A 15,987-nucleotide genomic window follows, 5' to 3' on the forward strand; every position below is an offset into this window, starting at 1 on the left:
CGCTGCCGCAAAAAGGTGGCCGCGTATTCAGGTATTCTTTCCACCCATATGCCCAAGCAACGTGCCACGCCCCCACCGCCTCCGTCTGCAGCCATTCGTTACCGCGTCGAGATTGCCGACCTTCATGCCCATCTGTTTCGTATCACGCTGAGCATAGCCCAGCCCGCCGCGTTGCAGCGGCTGGCCCTGCCGGTGTGGATTCCCGGCAGCTACCTGGTGCGTGAGTTCTCCAAAAATCTGCAGGGGCTGCGCGCCAGGCAGGGAACAAGGGCGCTGCCGCAGACGCAGTTGCGGCAACTCGACAAATGCAGCTGGGAGATTCGCTGCAACCCCGACAAACCGCTGCAACTGGTTTATGAGGTGTACGCCAACGACAACTCGGTGCGCACGGCCTGTCTGGATGCACATCGCGGTTTTTTCAACGGCAGCTCGCTGTGCCTGCGCGTCGAGGGCCAGTCGCAGGCGCCGCACCTGCTGGATGTGGCGGCATCGTCTGCCACGGCCGGCTGGTCGGTCGCCACCGGGCTCAGCTCACTGAAAATCAACAAGCTGGGCTTCGGCAGCTACCTGGCTGCGGACTACGACGAACTGGTGGACTGCCCGGTGGAGATGGGCCCCTTCTGGAACGGGAGTTTCAGCGCCTGCGGCGTGCCGCACCGCTTTGTGGTAGCTGGCGCCACCGCCGGTTTTGACGGTCCCCGCTTGCTGGCCGACACCAAGAAAATTTGCGAGACGCATATCCGTTTCTGGCATAGCAATAAAAAACCGCCCTACAAAAACTATCTGTTCATGCTTTATGCGGTGGACGACGGTTATGGCGGCCTGGAGCACCGCAACTCCACCGCGCTGATCTGCAACCGCAAGGACTTGCCACGCCTGGGCGAGGGCAAGTTGCCCGAGGGTTACACCACGCTGCGCGGCCTGATCAGCCACGAGTACTTTCACACCTGGAACGTCAAGCGTTTGCGACCGGCAGAGTTTGCCAGCTACCGCTACGACAGCGAGAACTACACCGAGCTGCTCTGGTTTTTTGAGGGTTTCACGAGTTACTACGACGACCTGCTGCTGCGCCGCGCCGGCCTGCTCGACGACGCGGGCTACCTGCGGCTGCTCAACAAGACCATCAACCAGGTGATGCAAACGCCGGGACGACTGGTGCAGTCGGTCGCGCAGGCCAGCTTCGACGCCTGGGTCAAGTATTACCGCCAGGACGAAAACACACCGAACGCCACCGTCAGTTATTACACCAAAGGTGCACTGGTGGCCCTGTGTTTTGACCTGAGCCTGCGCAGTGAAAGCGGCGTCGGCGGGCCGGCGAATCTGGACGAGGTTATGCGCGCGTTGTGGCTGCGCTGCAAGGCGGGCCCCATGAGCGAAGCGGCCTTTGCGGCCGCGCTGCAGGAAGTCAGTGGCCGTTCCTACGCGGTTGAAATCGCGGCCTGGATACACGGCACCAGCGAGCTGCCCCTGGAAGACTTGCTCAAGCGCCACGGTGTGGCCGTGCTGCAAGAGCCCGCGCAACTGGCTCAGGCGCTGGGGCTGCGTGTCCAGGAATCTGCGGGAAGCGTGCATGTCAAAACGGTCTTACGCGGCGGTGCGGCCGAACGCGCCGGATTCTCCGCCGGCGACGAATGGCTGGGCATCGAAACGCCGCCAGCCGGGAAAAGTCGGCACTCCGCTGCAACTCCCGGCCAGGGTTGGCGCATTGACAAACTGGAGCAATTGTCGCTTTACGTCAGCCCCGGCAAAAAAATCATGGCATGGATTGCACGCGACAAACGCCTGCTTCGCCTCGAACTGCAGTTGCCGCCGAACACGACCACCTGGCGGCTCGTGAGCAGGGACACCGGCCTGGTGGAGAAGTGGTTAGGGACCGCCTCCTGATCGAGAGGCTCAGCCAACAGGCATTTGCGCCTCGATCTGGGCGATAAAACGCTCAGCCTCGGCGCTGCCCCTGACTTCCCGAACAATTTCCCGAGCCCGTTTGATCACATCGACAAAGTCGGCAAGGTTGCTCGCCTTCTCGATCTTGATGCACAGCGGCTCGGCCATGGGGCCCACGGTGTGTTCCAGCAAATGCGACGAAAAGCGCTGCGCCTGCGCCAGGTTGGCTACACGCTGCGGAACCTCAGTCTCCGTCTGCTGGGCTGCGGGCTCGAGCGCGGCCGGCAGGGTTCTGTCTTCCACGAAGAATGGCTCCACCAGTCCCTCGGCTTCCAGCTCGGACAGGCGCTCCGGATCGCCAAGCGCTGCGGCCATGACAGTCAACTCCGCCTGCGTCCGCTTGCCATCCACCATGATCAGCAGCGAGCGCAGCTTGGGGGCAATCCCCGATTGCCGGTTTGCAATCGCCTCCGATCCTTTGAGGGTTTTTTGATAAATCGCTTGCTTGTTAACCATGCGAAATCTCCACACCTGTTGTCGTGGAATTCAGTCTAAAACTAAAGCGGCTCAACGTCGAGAGGTGCTTACCCGCGACCGTCCGGAAGCCGCAGACCAGAGGTCCGACTTGCTTAGCCCCGTCGGTCCAGCACCCGCTTGGCCTTGCCCAGGCTGCGCTCGACCCCACCCTCGGCGCGCAACTCGATCTCGGCGGTGGTGCCCACGTAGGCCTTGATCTCATGCTGCAGCAGGCGCGCTGCGGCCTGCGCATCGGGGCTGTCGGGGCTCAGGCCGGGCCGCGTTTCCACGACCACACGCAAGCAGTCCAGCATGCCCTCGCGCGTGAGGATGCACTGGTAATGCGGCGCGAGTTCGGCGCGCTTGAGGATCAGCTCCTCGATCTGCGTGGGGAACACATTGACGCCGCGCACAATCATCATGTCGTCGCTGCGGCCGGTGATTTTTTCCATGCGGCGCATGCTGCGGGCGCTGCCCGGCAGCAGCCGCGTCAGGTCGCGCGTGCGGTAACGAATGATGGGTAACGCCTCTTTGGTGAGGCTGGTAAACACCAGCTCGCCGAGCTCGCCGTCGGGCAGCAACTCACCGGTATCGGGGTTGATGATCTCAGGGTAAAAATGATCCTCCCAGATGGTTGGGCCGTCCTTGGTTTCAACGCACTCGCTGGCTACGCCGGGGCCGATCACTTCGCTGAGGCCGTAGATATCCACCGCAGCTATGCCCATGCGTTTTTCAATCGCATGCCGCATGTCATTGGTCCAGGGCTCTGCGCCGAAGATGCCGGTGCGCAAACTGGTGTCTGCAGCGCTCATGCCCTGCTTTTCAAACTCGTCGGCAATCGCAAGCATGTAGCTGGGCGTGACCATGATGATGTCGGGCCTGAAGTCGGTGATCAGTTGCACCTGGCGCTCGGTCTGTCCGCCGCCGAAGGGCACGACCGTCAGGCCCAGCTTTTCGGCGCCATAATGCGCACCCAGCCCACCGGTGAACAGGCCGTAGCCATAACTGATGTGCACCAGGTCGCCCGGACGCGCACCGGCCGCGCGAATGCTGCGCGCCACGCAACCGGCCCACATGTCCACGTCGTTTTTTGTGTAGGCAACAACCGTAGGCTTGCCGGTAGTGCCACTGGATGCATGCAGCCGCACACACTGCTCGCGTGGCACCGCCAGCATGCCAAAAGGGTAGCTGTCCCGCAGGTCGCCTTTTGTGGTGAAGGGAAACTTCGCCAGGTCGGCCAGCGAGCGGCAATCATCGGGGTGCACCCCGGCAGCGTCAAACTTGGCCTTGTACACCGGCGAGTGGCGGTAAGCATGTTGCAGCGTGGCCCGAAGACGTTTGAGCTGCAATGCACGCAGCTCGTCCAGGCTCGCCTTTTCTATCGCTTCCAGGGGGAAAATTTTCATGCCGATGGCCCCGCAATCACGCTTCCGGCTATCTGCGCGCTTTTGCCGCGAAACATCGCAATCACCTCGCCGCGCTGGTTGCTGACCTTCATGTCGTAAATGCCATGCCGGCCCTGCAGCGTCTGCTCCACGCCTTCGCAGGTCAGCACATCACCAAGCTGCCCGGGTTTGAGGAATTCGATGCTGCAGCCCGCAGCCACCGCCACCAAGTTGTGGCTGTTGCAGGCAAAGGCAAAGGTGGAGTCGGCCAGCGTGAATATCAGGCCGCCATGGCAGATTTTGTGGCCGTTGAGCATGGCCTCACGTACGGTCATGCGCATCAGCGCGCGTCCCGGCTCGCAGGACAGCAGTTCCATCTGCATGAAGTCACGCGAGGCGCTGTCTGCCGCAAACATGGCTTCGCCCACTGCCTGGGCCAGCTGTTTTGCATCCATGGCTAGTTGCCCCTGAACGCCGGGGCGCGCTTCTCAAGAAAGGCTGTCACACCTTCGATGTAGTCATGGGTCTGGCCCAGCGCCGACTGCGTGTCACGTTCATGATCGAGTTGCTGTTCCAGCCCGCGGCTCGCGCCTTCGCTGAGCAGATGCCGGGTAGCCACCAAAGCGCGGGTCGGCATCTGCGCCAGGCGCGCGGCCAGTTGCATGGCTTTGTCCACGCAGCTTTCGCCTTCGCCTGCCACATCCCAGATCATTCCCCAGTCCTTCGCGTCTTTTGCGCTGAGTTTGTCACCCAGCATGGCCAGGCCCATGGCGCGCGCCAGGCCCAGGCGCTTGACCAGAAACCACGAGCCACCTGCGTCAGGCACCAGGCCAATCTTGCTGAAGGCCTGGATAAAGCTGGCGGTCGGCGCGGCAACCGCCAGGTCGCAGGTCATGGCCAGCGAAGCGCCGGCGCCAGCGGCCACGCCGTTCACTGCGGCGATGGTCGGCACACGCAGCGCCTGCAGGCGCCTGACCGTCGGGTTGAAAGCCTGGTCGATGATGGGGCCGGGGTCAGCCCGCTTGACCAGGTCCGGGCCGGGTTCAAAGTCGAACTCCGCCAGATCGGCCCCGGCGCAGAAGGCGCGGCCGGCGCCGGTGATCACCAGCGCACGTATCGCGGTGTCGGCATCCACCTTGTCCAGCGCATCCCATAGCTGCCGGTGCATCTGGCGGGTGAAACTGTTCAGCGCCAGCGGCCGGTTCAGCGTGACCAGTGCGACGCCGCCCTGAATGGAAAACAGCACCGACGGTTCGGAAGGGGCATCGCTCATACATGTCTCCTGCTTTGAATGAATGGAATTTAGCATTAACCGACCGATTGGTCGGTTAATGTTTTCCCTTGGCTGCGCGTGCTGCCAGCATGGCATGATTCAGCAGCAAAAAAGGAAAGCGCCATGACCTACGAGATGATTCTGACCAAAACCGAGGGCCGCGTGGCCATCATCACCCTGAACCGGCCCAAGCAGCTCAATGCGCTGAACGACCAGCTGATGGACGAGCTGGGCGCGGCGCTCAAGGCTTTCGATGCGGACGACAACATCGGCTGCATGATTCTGACCGGCAGCGAAAAGGCCTTTGCAGCCGGCGCCGACATAGGCGCCATGGCCAGTTACGGCTTTGCCGATGTCTACAAAAACGACTACATCACGCGCAACTGGGAGCAGATCCGCAGCATACGCAAGCCAGTGATCGCGGCGGTCAGCGGCTTTGCGCTGGGCGGCGGCTGTGAGCTGGCGATGATGTGCGACTTCATCATTGCCGCTGACAACGCCCGCTTTGGCCAGCCCGAAATCAAGCTGGGCATCATCCCGGGTGCTGGCGGCACACAGCGCCTGCCGCGCGCCGTGGGCAAAGCCAAAGCCATGGACCTGGTGCTGACCGGCAGGATGATGGACGCGGCGGAAGCCGAGCGCAGCGGCCTGGCCAGCCGCGTGGTGCCGCTGGACAAGCTGATGGACGAAGCCCTGGGCGCGGCCTTGCAGATCTGCGACTATGGCCAGATTGCGGTGATGGCTGCCAAGGAGGCGGTGAACCGTGCCTATGAAGGCACGCTGGCCGACGGCATCATGTTCGAACGGCGCCTGTTTCACGCGGCTTTTGCCACCGACGACCAGAAAGAGGGCATGGACGCTTTTGTGAATAAACGCAAGCCCCTGTTTACAAATCGATAGCTCAGCGGGGGGCTCACCGCGCTGCCTGTGCGGCCTCGGAATCAACGGATGGGTTTCCGGTTTATTCCGTCCTCTAAATTGAGAATGCCAAGATAGGTGTTCGGCCACATCATGTTAGGTCACTGGAGACATCGTGCTGCGCCACCGAGGCCCCGCTTCACCCAACCACCCAGCGCTCTACTACCTGCCGAGTAGCCACATCAGCAGCAAACACATGCTCTACCCGCAGTGATGCGAGCGTGATGTCTTGCGGTGTACCAAACGTAGAGAACATGCTGAAAAACGCCAACTCGCCATGCGCAGTAGCAAACCGTGTGGTCAGCACCGGTGCGATTTGCCTTGGCCACTGCGCCAACAACCTTTTTCCCAAGCGCTGCTGAAACTGCGCGGCCAATTGCTCCACTCGCGGCGAGATGTCAGGCATCATGCTCGCGTCGTCGCGCAGGTGCGCGAGCATCGCGGGGGCGACTTCTTCTAGATTCGTCAGGTGGCGGGTCATGCCCTCAGGATGAAGCATGGCATCGAGCAAATTGAACGGTGCATCGGGCGGAAGCTGAGCGAGCGAAGGCATGAGCGCCACAGTCATCCAGCGCGCACCACGGTTCATTTGCAGCACATTCCAAGCGGCATCCATCACCAGTGCAGGCATCGGGTCATGCGCGGCCAGCAAGCGCCCCAAAGCCTCGCGCACAGGCGCGAGCACCGCATCCCCCAGCTCTGCACCACGATACGCCGGCGCAAACCCCGCCTGCTGCAACGCCACATTGCGCAATGCCAGCGGGGCTTGCAGCTCTTGCAGCCAAATCAGCAGCAGCTCACGGCTTGGCTGCGCACGGCCACTCTCCACAAAGCTCACATGCCTCTGCGAAACCCCCATGCGCAGCGCCAATTCCAGTTGGCTCAAGCGGCGCGATTTGCGCGCGGTTTGCAAAGTGTTTCGCAGAGTGGGGCTGGCTAAGGTGTCCATGCCTTCATTGAATCACCGCTTAAGGCCTGCGCAATTACCTGCGACGTAGTTGCCCCCATTCACAGCGCGACGCACACTAGGGCCCTCTTTGAAAGGAACATCTCATGCTGAAATTTATCGTCGCCTTGGTCTTGATCCCATTTACGGTGCTGAGTATGGCATCGCTCTGGCAAGTGGGCTACTGGGCACTTTTCACACAGCAGTTTGCAAACTTTGGCACACAGCAAGTGTTGGCAGACCTGCTCATCGCCGTCGGCATCTGCATGTACTGGATGTGGCGTGATGCTCAAAATACCGGACGCAATCCTTGGCCTTGGCTGGCATTGAGCATGGTGTCAGGCTCGTTTGGCCCGCTGCTGTATTTCATCACTGCGAAGAAGCGTGTACAAATTCCCCAAAACATCTGATCTGTCTCATACTGATCTTGCCCCCGAAAAACGTACTCCATAGCTGATGGTCAAAGTTAGACATTGGAGATGGCGAAATGAGCAAGAGAAAGGACGGACAAGCCCGGGGCAAATACACCCTGGAACTCAAGCTGGAGGCGGTGCCTGTGACTCCGAAGATATTGGGCCTGCCGGTGCAGACTCTAGGCAACTGGGTTCGCCTCAGCGGTAAAGGCCAACTCAAAGGCGCAGGCGACAAGCCTGTGAGCCCAGAACAAATGGAGCTGGACCGACTGCGGGCAGAGTTATCCAGGGTGAAGATGGAGCGCGACATCTTAAAAAAGGCCACGGCGTACTTCGCGCGGGAAGCCCTGTGAAGTACGCCTGGATAGCCGGGCACAAAGCGCGCTGGCCCATCACGCTGACCTGTGAGGTGCTGGAGGTCAGCGCCAGTGGCTACTTTGAACGCTGGCGCCGCAAAGACTGCACCAAGCCCAGTAAGCCGGAGGTGAACAAACGCATCAGTGACGAGGCCCTGCTGGTCCACATCAAGGCCATTCATGCCGAGGGCAAGGAGGAATACGGCTGGCCCAAGATGTGGAAGGAACTACTGGCTCGGGGCATTCGGGTGGGCAAGGAGCGTGTGCGAAAGCTGATGCAGCGCCACGGCATCAAGGCCCGGGGCAAGAGAAAGTTTGTCGTCACCACGGACAGTAAACACAGCCTGCCGATTGCGCCAAACCTGCTGGATCGCAAATTCACACCTGAGGCGCCCAACCAGGTGTGGAGCAGCGACATCACCTACATCGCCACGGATGAAGGCTGGCTGTATCTGACCGGCGTGATCGACCTGTTTAGCCGCCAAGTGGTGGGCTGGAGCATGAGGGATCATATGCAGACCAGCGTGGTCACCGATGCGCTGCGTATGGCGTGGTTCAGGCGCCATCCGGCACCTGGGCTGATCTTTCACTCAGACCGGGGCAGCCAGTATTGCAGCCATGAGTTTCAAAACGAGCTCAAAGGCTACGCGATGAAATCATCCATGAGCCGCAAGGGCAATTGCTGGGACAACGCACCCACCGAGAGTCTGTGGGGACGGCTGAAGGTCGGCAGACTGTACGGCAGACGGTTTGCCACTCGGCGTGAGGCCATGGACGAACTGATGGACTGGCTCAATTTCTACAACCACAAGAGATTGCACTCGACGTTGGGCTATGTCAGTCCGATGACGTTCGAGCAACGCTGGATCGCGGCCCAGCAGCAAGACAGGAAGTCCGTATAATGGTGGCTTAAGGAGTACGGAAAACAGGGGCAAGATCAGACCAGCCATATCCTAAGAAACTAGGAGAGAAATTGTGAAATCTATTGCGCCTTACGTCTCGGACGCTGCAGAGTCATCGGGCTTTGCCGCACGCGGAAAACCCGCAGTTTCCCCATATCCAGTCAGTTGGACTTTGGACGCTCTGAGCCCACTAATCGATGAGGTACTCCCGCTGGATGCCATGACGGACCGTTTGCACAAAATCTGCGGTCGATTCGCGGTTGTCCCGATGGATGGACAACACTCCGTTCGCGGCGGTACTGAATCCACGCGGCTTGGAGGACAGGACGCTGTCATCGTCAGTCAGAACATCAACCGCATCAGCCGAGACGCGCAGTGCATCAGGCGCGATCCCGGAGAGAATTATTTCCTGATTTTCCAGGATCACGGCCGGGCTGTCATGTGCCAGGAGAGCACACAATTCCAGATGAAGCCGGGGGACGTCGCGCTCATCGACTCGACCAAGCCGTCTGACTTCATTTATGCGGGACTGCGTTCGCAGCAGATTTCGGTGCACTTGCCGAGGGACGAGATGCGCCTTCGGTTTGGCACCAAAATTCAAAGCACTCTTGGCATCCTCAAGCAGGATGCGCTGGGCCTGGCTATGCGGGCGATCTTGGTAAAGATGCTGGAACCTGCCAACCATGAAAGTGGCCATTTGAAAGAAGCATTCATGGCTGTGTTCGGGTCATTCTTGCATGAGCGCTACGGCCATGGTGTGCCCGCAAGGCTCAGAGGCAACCACACGCTCTTGAGCGCCGCGTTACAGCAAATCTCACTACGGTTTCCGGATCCCGCTTTCAATGCTGTGAGCTTGGCTACAACATTGAATGTGCCGCCACGATCTCTCCAGCGCCTGTTTCAGAGCCTTGGAGAAACCCCGAGCCGCAGCATTCTCAATACCCGCCTGAGTGCGTCGCATGACCGCCTGAAGCTGCAGGTCGGTTCTTTGCATACGCGCTTAGTCTCCTCTGTCGCCTATGGCTGCGGCTTTAATGACCTGTCATTTTTCTACCGTGAATTTCGCAAAAAGTACGGTGTCACGCCGGGACATATCGTAAACCCTTGCTGACGCTCTAGTCCATCACGAATGACGTTTTGCTCCAAGACGTCCGGGGACCGGAATCCTAAAGTGTGGTCACTCTTCACCGTTGAAGTACCAGCCACCTTTAAACGATTACCAACACAGAAAGTCCCTGATGTACGTTGCGAAAATGACTATCGGAGGCCGCGCCGTTCCCGGCGCCACCACCTTCGAGGTAAAAAATCCATCCACTGGCCAGGTCATCGGCACAGCACCAAATGCGTCAAATACCGACCTGGACTCGGCAGTTTCCGCCGCGCAAAAAGCGTTCGCGAGTTGGTCCAGACAATCCGATGATGAATTGCAGGCAGCCTGCCTGGCCGTCGCTGCAAAAATCAATGCCCACTCCGATGAGCTTGCGACGCTGATCACCCTGGAGCAGGGAAAGCCGCTCAACGGTCTCGGTTCACGCTGGGAAATGGGCGGTGCCGGCGCATGGGCAAACTACACGTCCGGTTTGTCCCTGCCCATGAAGGTTCTGCAGGACAACGGACAAGGCCGGGTGGAGCTACACCGCAAGCCACTCGGCGTTGTGGGATCGATCACACCATGGAACTTTCCCGTCATGATTGCCATCTGGCACATCCTGCCGGCGCTTCGAACCGGCAACACCGTGGTGCTTAAGCCCTCGCCGTTCACGCCGCTGGCGACCTTGCGCATGGTCGAACTCTTCAATGAAGTCTTGCCTACCGGCGTGATCAACTGCGTGACGGGCGATGACCACTTGGGCGGCATTGGCGCAGCCATGGCAGCACATCCCGGTATTCGCAAAATCGTCTTTACCGGCTCCTGTGCGACAGGCCGGAAAGTGATGCAGTCCGCTGCCACGACGATGAAACGCCTGACTCTTGAGCTGGGTGGCAATGACGCTGGAATTGTCCTGCCTGACTGCGATCCCAAAGCCATCGCCGAGGGCCTCTTCTGGGGTAGCTTCATCAACAACGGCCAGACCTGCGCAGCGATGAAGCGGCTCTACGTGCATGAGAGCATTCATGACGATGTTTGCGAAAATCTTGTTGCCTTTGCCAAGTCGGTCCCCATGGGTGACGGCATGTCCGAGCAGAACATGTTGGGCCCGGTACAGAACCGTATGCAGTTCGACAAGGTGGCGAGCCTCGTGACCGATGCCCGGAAAAAGGGTGAACTACTGCTGGGCGGAGAAGTCGGCGACGGCCTGTTCTTCCCGGCGACCATCATTGCAGGCCTGAAGAACGGCGACGCCCTGGTGGACGACGAGCAGTTCGGCCCGGCTTTACCGGTGATCCGCTATCGCGATGTTGAAGAGGCCATCAAGGCCGCCAACGACAGCCAGAACGGCTTGGGGGGATCCGTATGGTCACGCGATATTGAGCATGCCAAGCATGTCGCTGGCCGGATGGAGTGTGGGTCCGTTTGGATCAATAAACATGGCGCCATTCAGCCAAATGCCCCGTTCGGCGGCACGAAATCATCAGGCTTCGGGGTTGAGTTTGCGGAAGAAGGCCAGCAGGAATACACCGCGCAGCAAGTCATTTTTTCCTGATACAGCAAGGAGACCAGCACTCACCGAACTTTCAAGCCATGCATTTCAAAATTACCCATTGGAGACAAAATGACAAAGCAAGAGCAATCAAAAATCACGAAAGACGAGGTGCCGTTTACACGACGCCGGTTCATCAAGTCTGCAGGCATCGCTAGCGGAACGCTGATGGTCGGCGGCCTCATGGTGGGCGCCAAAATCAATGCTGCCGTGGATAAAAACGGAAGCTTCGACTACGTCATCGTTGGTGCCGGGTCAGCAGGCTGCGTGCTGGCGAACCGCCTCACCGAAAATCCGAATATCCGCGTCTTGCTGATCGAAGCAGGCGGTCCGGACAACTCGGAAAAAATATCCACCCCGATCCGGCTGATCGAGTTGTGGAAAACTCCCTACGACTGGGCTTATGACACGGCTCCGCAAAAGCATGCCCACAACCGCCCCCTCTACTGGCCGCGCGGCAAGACATTGGGTGGCAGCAGTTCGCTGAACGGCATGATCTACGTGCGGGGTCATTCTTCGGTGTATGACGGCTGGGCCAAAGCCGGCAACAAGGGCTGGGACTACAAAAGCATCTTGCCGTACTTCAAGAAATCCGAAAATTACGACCGGGGGGCGAATGAGTTTCACGGCCAGGGGGGGCCCCTGCAGGTCACAACCCGGTACACACCGCACATCGTGACCAAAGCCATGGTCGACGCGGCGGTTCAAGCCGGGCATCCCTTGAACACGGATCACAACGGAGCCGAAATCCTGGGCGCGGGCTTCAATCACCTGAATACCAAGGATGGCAAGCGCCACAGCACTGCAGTCGCCTTCCTGCGTCCGGCGCTGGACCGGGGCAACCTCTCTGTCATTACCAATGCACGTGTGCACAAGGTGGCGTTTACTGGCAAACGCTGCAATGGTGTGGTCTATGAGCAGGATGGAAAAGTGCACAATGTCTCGGTGCGCAAGGAAGTGATCCTGAGCGGTGGGACGCTCGAGTCACCGAAGATACTGTTGCTTTCCGGGATCGGCGACAGCAAGCAGCTTTCGCAGTTCGGTATTCCTGTCGTTCATCACTTGCCGGGCGTTGGAAAGAACTTGCACGACCACACGTTGCTGCCGGTCATCTACGAAAGTAAGAAACCGATTCCCGCGCCTAATGATCCGACTATCACGGTGCTTCATGGGCAGCTGTTTGCCAAGTCCGACGAGAGGTTGCCCGGCCCCGACATGCAGCCTCTGTTCTTCCACGTGCCGTATTACGCACCTGGACAGGAAGGCCCGGCCAATGCATTCACCCTTAGTGCCGCTGGCGTCACGCCGACAAGTCGGGGCGAGCTTCGCCTGACTGGCGGGAAGGTCGGCGACCCTCTCCACATCGACCCCAATGTGCTGGCCACTGATTACGACATCAAGACCTTGGTGACCTGCATCAAGGCGATGCGCAAAGTGGCCGATCAGCCTGCACTCGCTGAATGGCGGGGCAGGGAAGTCTTCCCGGGGCCGGAAAAGACGAGCGACAAAGACCTAGCCGAGTACTGCCGAAGCGCCGTCGTCTCTTATCACCACCAAGTGGGAACCTGCGCAATGGGCCAGTCCCCAATGTCGGTAGTCAACCATGAACTCAAAGTTCACGGGGTGACTGGTCTTCGTGTGGTCGATGCATCGATCATGCCGGCCGTGTCGTCCGGCAACACCAATGCGCCGACGATCATGATTGCGGAGAAAGCCGCCGACATGATCAAGGCAGCTGCGTAGCCTTTATTAAAACTGGACTTGACCCGCTTTAATAGACACCTGATAGGGTCGAAATTAGAGAGGAGAGAAAGTCGAGAGTCAGCTACACGACCGAGTTCAAGGCTGAGGCAGTCAAACAAGTCATTGAGCGGGGCCACGGCGTGGTGGAGGTTTCCAACCGGCTCGGGGTATCGGATAAAAGCCTATCCCTTTGGGTCCGGCAAGCCAAGGAGCGGCAAGGTGCTGGCAGCGGTGAAGCCGCCTTGCTGAAAAGTGAAATTGCCCGGCTCAAGGCCGAACTCAAGCGAACCAGCGAGGAGCGCGATATTTTAAATAAGGCCGCCGCGTACTTTGCCAAAGTGTCCGGGTGAGGTACGCCTTCATGGCCGAGTACCACGGACAGTTCCGCCTCAAGAGCATGTGCCGGGTGCTACGAGTGCAGCGCAGCCGCTACTACGCCTGGAAGGCCATGCCGAAGTCGATGCGAGCCAAAACCGATGAAGCCTTGACCGTGGCCGTGTGGCGCAGAAGGCCCAAGGCCGAGGTGATCATTCATTCGGACCAAGGTAGCCGGCTTGCCAGCGATGACTTCAACCGCTGGTGCAAAGACAACGCCTTGCTGCCCAGCATGAGCCGGCGGGGCAACTGCTGCGATAACGCGGTGGCTGAATCCTTCTTCAGTAGCCTGAAGAAGGAAAGAGTCAAACGTCAGATCTATCGAACACGGGGCGATGCCAGGTCAGACGTGTTCGATTACATCGAGGGTTTCTACAATCGAGTCCGCAGGCACAGTCATCTTGACCTGCTGAGCCCGCTGGCATTCGAGCAGCTTCGCACTGGAAGCTGAAATATGTCTAGGAAAGCGGGTCAAGTCCAAACCCTCACCCATCAGGGCCGCCAACAGTTTGCCCCGGAATCTAGGCCAGCGCCCTGTGGTTGAACAATTAGACTTACGGAAGAGCCGCTATAATCTCGGTCGCGCGGTGATATAGCTCAGTTGGTTAGAGCGCAGCATTCATAATGCTGATGTCGGTGGTTCAAGTCCACCTATCACCACCACATATTCTTCAGCCCCGGAACCACGCTTCCTGGGGCGAGCTCACATCACAGCCTCTGGATATACACCATGAAACGCTGCCTGAATTTCACCACCTTTGCCGCCGCACTGGCGCTGTCCAGCCTGCTGGCCCTGCCCGCGCTGGCACAGACCGACGAGGTGCCCAGCGTACGCAACTTTCCAAAAACCGCGTTGCGCGGTGTGCTGGTGGTGCGGGCCCCGCCAGAAATCAGCCTGAACGGCAAGCCCGACCGGCTGTCGCCGGGCGCCCGTATCCGCAACATCAACAACAACTATGTACTGTCGGGCAGCCTGTTGGGCCAGGAACTGCTGGTCAACTACACGCGCGACAGCAGCGGACAGGTTTATGAGGTGTGGATCCTCAACCCCGAGGAAGCCAAGGAAAAACGCGCCGGCCTGAACACGCGCAATTTCAGCTTCGGCTTCGAGTCGGTCACCGCCCCGCAGGACGACGGCAAGACGCCCTACAACCAGCTGCCGCGCTACAAGCAGTAGTTGCGCTGGTTCTACAGCCAAATCGGCCTTCAGCCCATACCGCAGTTGCGCAAGCAGCTATCACATCGATAGCAAATACCATGTCCAAAAAAGTCTTTATCAAAACCTTCGGCTGCCAGATGAATGAGTACGACTCCGACAAGATGTCCGACGTGCTGCACGCGGCTGAGGGTTACGAGCCCACCAGCAATGTGGACGAGGCCGACCTGATCCTGTTCAACACCTGCTCGGTGCGTGAAAAGGCGCAGGAGAAGGTTTTCAGCGACCTCGGCCGGGTCAAACACCTGAAGAAAAAAGGCGTGCTGATCGGCGTGGGCGGCTGTGTCGCCAGTCAGGAGGGCGAGGCCATCATTGAACGCGCGCCGTATGTCGATGTGGTGTTCGGCCCGCAGACCCTGCACCGCCTGCCCGACCTGCTGAGCAGGCGCATGCGTCTGGGCCAGTCGCAGGTGGACATCAGCTTTCCCGAGATTGAAAAGTTCGACCATCTGCCGCCGGCCCGCGTCGAAGGCGCCAGCGCTTTTGTCAGCATCATGGAAGGCTGCTCCAAATATTGCAGCTATTGCGTGGTGCCCTACACCCGCGGCGAAGAGGTCTCGCGCCCGTTTGAGGACGTGCTGGTCGAAGTCGCCGGCCTGGCCGACCAGGGCGTGCGTGAAGTCACCCTGCTGGGCCAGAACGTCAATGCGTACCGCGGACCGATGGGAAACACGGCTGACATCGCAGACTTTGCGACGCTGCTCGAATACGTCTCCGACATTCCCGGCATTGAACGCATCCGTTACGTCACCAGCCACCCGAATGAATTCACGCAGCGCCTGATTGATGCCTATGGCAAGTTGCCCAAGCTGGTGAATCACCTGCACCTGCCGGTGCAGCACGGCTCGGACCGCATCCTGATGGCGATGAAACGCGGCTACACCGTCATGGAATACAAGAGCACCATCCGCAAGCTGCGCGCCATCCGGCCGGACCTGGCCATGAGCAGCGACTTCATCGTTGGTTTCCCGGGCGAGACCGACAACGACTTTAACAAGATGATGAAGCTCATTGACGACGTGGGTTACGACACCTCGTTCAGTTTCATCTTCAGTCCCAGGCCGGGCACACCTGCCGCCAACCTGACGGACGACACGCCGCATGAGATCAAGCTCGCCCGCCTGCAGCGTCTGCAGGCCGCCATCGACGACAACGTGCGCGCCATCAGCGCCAGCCGCTTGGGCACGGTGCAGCGCATCCTGGTCGAAGGCGCCTCGCGCAAGGATGCATCCAAGCTGATGGGCCGCACCGAATGCAACCGCGTCGTCAATTTCACCGGTTCCCCCCGGCTGATCGGGCAGATGATTGACGTCACCATCACGGAAACCTCGCAGCGCTCGTTGCGCGGCCAGGTGCTGCGGCACGAGGACGCAGCCCTGCCGGCCTGAGCCCGGCGCCGCCATGGCCCAAACTGACCC

General features: G+C 59.7%; 14 protein-coding genes, 1 tRNA gene and 1 pseudogene. 11 read left to right on the forward strand and 5 right to left on the reverse strand.

Annotated features, from left to right (window positions below):
• Window positions 1-48 precede the first annotated feature (48 nt).
• Window positions 49-1,884 (forward strand): M61 family metallopeptidase, encoded by a 1,836-nt coding sequence (locus Q8O29_RS18330; protein ID WP_305565432.1) that lies wholly within the window; start codon window positions 49-51, stop codon window positions 1,882-1,884.
• Between the two features lie 9 nt (window positions 1,885-1,893).
• Here the strand turns inward: Q8O29_RS18330 and Q8O29_RS18335 are convergent, their stop codons facing one another.
• The 4 genes from Q8O29_RS18335 to Q8O29_RS18350 all read right to left on the reverse strand — a co-directional run bounded on the left by Q8O29_RS18335 (window position 1,894) and on the right by Q8O29_RS18350 (window position 5,058).
• Window positions 1,894-2,400: a hypothetical protein gene (locus tag Q8O29_RS18335; protein WP_305565434.1), complete on the reverse strand. Its 507-nt coding sequence runs from the start codon at window positions 2,398-2,400 to the stop codon at window positions 1,894-1,896.
• A 113-nt stretch (window positions 2,401-2,513) separates the two neighbouring features.
• Window positions 2,514-3,806, reverse strand: coding sequence for a phenylacetate--CoA ligase PaaK (gene paaK / locus Q8O29_RS18340; protein ID WP_305565436.1), 1,293 nt, complete (start codon window positions 3,804-3,806; stop codon window positions 2,514-2,516).
• On the reverse strand, window positions 3,803-4,240 hold the full coding sequence (paaI, locus tag Q8O29_RS18345) for a hydroxyphenylacetyl-CoA thioesterase PaaI (RefSeq protein WP_305565439.1): 438 nt from the start codon (window positions 4,238-4,240) through the stop codon (window positions 3,803-3,805). The genes paaK and paaI overlap by 4 nt, the downstream gene beginning before the upstream one ends.
• Window positions 4,241-4,242: 2 nt before the next feature.
• A complete protein-coding gene (locus tag Q8O29_RS18350; protein ID WP_305565441.1) occupies window positions 4,243-5,058 on the reverse strand; it encodes an enoyl-CoA hydratase-related protein in 816 nt (271 codons plus the stop codon).
• A 123-nt stretch (window positions 5,059-5,181) separates the two neighbouring features.
• Between Q8O29_RS18350 and Q8O29_RS18355 the strand changes: the two genes are divergently transcribed.
• On the forward strand, window positions 5,182-5,958 hold the full coding sequence (locus Q8O29_RS18355; protein ID WP_305565443.1) for an enoyl-CoA hydratase: 777 nt from the start codon (window positions 5,182-5,184) through the stop codon (window positions 5,956-5,958).
• 157 nt (window positions 5,959-6,115) lie between these two features.
• Here the strand turns inward: Q8O29_RS18355 and Q8O29_RS18360 are convergent, their stop codons facing one another.
• Window positions 6,116-6,925, reverse strand: a complete 810-nt coding sequence (locus Q8O29_RS18360; protein WP_305565445.1) for a helix-turn-helix transcriptional regulator — start codon at window positions 6,923-6,925, stop codon at window positions 6,116-6,118.
• A 104-nt stretch (window positions 6,926-7,029) separates the two neighbouring features.
• Between Q8O29_RS18360 and Q8O29_RS18365 the strand changes: the two genes are divergently transcribed.
• The 9 genes and pseudogenes from Q8O29_RS18365 (at window position 7,030) to miaB (ending at window position 15,957) form a co-directional block, all read left to right on the forward strand.
• Window positions 7,030-7,332, forward strand: a complete 303-nt coding sequence (locus tag Q8O29_RS18365) for a DUF2834 domain-containing protein (protein ID WP_305565447.1) — start codon at window positions 7,030-7,032, stop codon at window positions 7,330-7,332.
• 77 nt (window positions 7,333-7,409) lie between these two features.
• Window positions 7,410-8,593, forward strand: a protein-coding gene (locus tag Q8O29_RS18370) for an IS3 family transposase (RefSeq protein WP_371134277.1) whose coding sequence is annotated in 2 segments (ribosomal slippage) — window positions 7,410-7,659 and window positions 7,659-8,593 — 1,185 coding nt in all. Because the reading frame shifts where the segments join, the coding sequence is not laid out codon by codon here.
• A gap of 220 nt (window positions 8,594-8,813) precedes the next feature.
• Window positions 8,814-9,704: a helix-turn-helix domain-containing protein gene (locus Q8O29_RS18375; protein WP_305565450.1), complete on the forward strand. Its 891-nt coding sequence runs from the start codon at window positions 8,814-8,816 to the stop codon at window positions 9,702-9,704.
• Between the two features lie 127 nt (window positions 9,705-9,831).
• Window positions 9,832-11,238 carry an aldehyde dehydrogenase family protein gene (locus tag Q8O29_RS18380; RefSeq protein ID WP_305565452.1) on the forward strand — a complete coding sequence of 469 codons (1,407 nt, stop codon included), beginning with the start codon at window positions 9,832-9,834 and terminating at the stop codon, window positions 11,236-11,238.
• Between the two features lie 69 nt (window positions 11,239-11,307).
• Window positions 11,308-12,978, forward strand: a complete 1,671-nt coding sequence (locus Q8O29_RS18385) for a GMC family oxidoreductase (RefSeq protein ID WP_305565454.1) — start codon at window positions 11,308-11,310, stop codon at window positions 12,976-12,978.
• Between the two features lie 53 nt (window positions 12,979-13,031).
• Window positions 13,032-13,804: pseudogene (locus Q8O29_RS18390) on the forward strand (transposase).
• A 135-nt stretch (window positions 13,805-13,939) separates the two neighbouring features.
• Window positions 13,940-14,016: transfer RNA gene (locus tag Q8O29_RS18395), tRNA-Met, on the forward strand.
• A gap of 67 nt (window positions 14,017-14,083) precedes the next feature.
• On the forward strand, window positions 14,084-14,530 hold the full coding sequence (locus Q8O29_RS18400; protein ID WP_305565456.1) for a hypothetical protein: 447 nt from the start codon (window positions 14,084-14,086) through the stop codon (window positions 14,528-14,530).
• Between the two features lie 80 nt (window positions 14,531-14,610).
• Entirely contained in the window at window positions 14,611-15,957 is a 1,347-nt protein-coding gene (gene miaB / locus Q8O29_RS18405; RefSeq protein WP_305565458.1) for a tRNA (N6-isopentenyl adenosine(37)-C2)-methylthiotransferase MiaB, read from the forward strand.
• Window positions 15,958-15,987: the final 30 nt, after the last annotated feature.

The organism is Polaromonas sp., from assembly GCF_030689685.1.
GTDB lineage: Bacteria > Pseudomonadota > Gammaproteobacteria > Burkholderiales > Burkholderiaceae_C > Polaromonas.